Annotated in this window: 1 rRNA gene; it reads right to left on the reverse strand. The window is 48.7% G+C overall.

Annotated features, from left to right (window positions below):
• Nucleotides 1–80: 80 nt before the first annotated feature.
• A 16S ribosomal RNA gene (locus KDU71_RS22720) occupies nucleotides 81–1,602 on the reverse strand.
• Between the last annotated feature and the right edge of the window lie 35 nt (nucleotides 1,603–1,637).

Consider the following 1,637-nt stretch of genomic DNA (forward strand, 5'->3'; position numbering starts at 1 on the left):
AGGATTGCTTGACGCTGTAAAAATGAATAGTACATTCGGTAAAAATGAAAGCCTAAAATCGGCTATCAAAATATCTCCAGAAAGGAGGTGTTCCAGCCACACCTTCCGGTACGGCTACCTTGTTACGACTTAACCCTAGTTACCAGATTTACCCTAGGCCGCTCCTTACGGTCACAGACTTCAGGTACCCCCGGCTTCCATGGTTTGACGGGCGGTGTGTACAAGGCCCGGGAACGTATTCACCGCGCCATGGCTGATGCGCGATTACTAGCGAATCCAGCTTCACGAAGTCGGGTTGCAGACTTCGATCCGAACTGAGACCGGTTTTTGAGATTCGCATCCTGTCACCAGGTAGCTGCCCTCTGTACCGACCATTGTAACACGTGTGTAGCCCTGGACGTAAGGGCCGTGCTGATTTGACGTCATCCACACCTTCCTCGCGGTTTACACCGGCAGTCTTGTTAGAGTGCCCACCATTATGTGCTGGTAACTAACAACGTGGGTTGCGCTCGTTATGGGACTTAACCCGACACCTCACGGCACGAGCTGACGACAACCATGCAGCACCTTGTAAAGTGTCCGAAGAAAACTCTATCTCTAAAGTTGTCACTCTACATTTAAGTCCAGGTAAGGTTCCTCGCGTATCATCGAATTAAACCACATGTTCCTCCGCTTGTGCGGGCCCCCGTCAATTCCTTTGAGTTTCATTGTTGCCAACGTACTCCCCAGGTGGATAACTTAATGCTTTCGCTTTGTCGCTTACGGTCTATTGCAAACAACTAGTTATCATCGTTTACGGCGTGGACTACCAGGGTATCTAATCCTGTTCGATCCCCACGCTTTCGTGCATCAGCGTCAGTTACAGTTTAGTAAGCTGCCTTCGCAATCGGTGTTCTGTGTTATATCTAAGCATTTCACCGCTACACAACACATTCCGCCTACCTCAAATGTACTCAAGAAATACAGTATCAAAGGCAATTTTATGGTTGAGCCACAAACTTTCACCCCTGACTTATACTTCCGCCTACGCACCCTTTAAACCCAATGAATCCGGATAACGCTCGCATCCTCCGTATTACCGCGGCTGCTGGCACGGAGTTAGCCGATGCTTATTCATACGGTACCGGCAAAAACCTACACGTAGGTCACATTCTTCCCGTATAAAAGCAGTTTACAACCCATAGGGCAGTCTTCCTGCACGCGACATGGCTGGTTCAGGCTTTCGCCCATTGACCAATATTCCTCACTGCTGCCTCCCGTAGGAGTCTGGTCCGTGTCTCAGTACCAGTGTGGGGGACCTTCCTCTCAGAACCCCTAGACATCGTCGCCTTGGTGAGCCATTACCTCACCAACTAGCTAATGTCACGCATGACCATCTTATACCACCGGAGTTTTAATTATTAAATGATGCCATTCAATAATGTTATGGGGTATTAATCCGAATTTCTTCGGGCTATCCCCCAGTATAAGGCAGGTTTCATACGCGTTACGCACCCGTGCGCCGGTCGTCAGCGGAAGCAAGCTTCCCTGTTACCCCTCGACTTGCATGTGTTAGGCCTGTCGCTAGCGTTCATCCTGAGCCAGGATCAAACTCTTCGTTGTATTAAAATTTTTAAATGTCTCTAGAAATTTTAATA

Source organism: Carboxylicivirga sediminis, from assembly GCF_018156225.1.
Taxonomy (GTDB): domain Bacteria; phylum Bacteroidota; class Bacteroidia; order Bacteroidales; family Marinilabiliaceae; genus Carboxylicivirga; species Carboxylicivirga sediminis.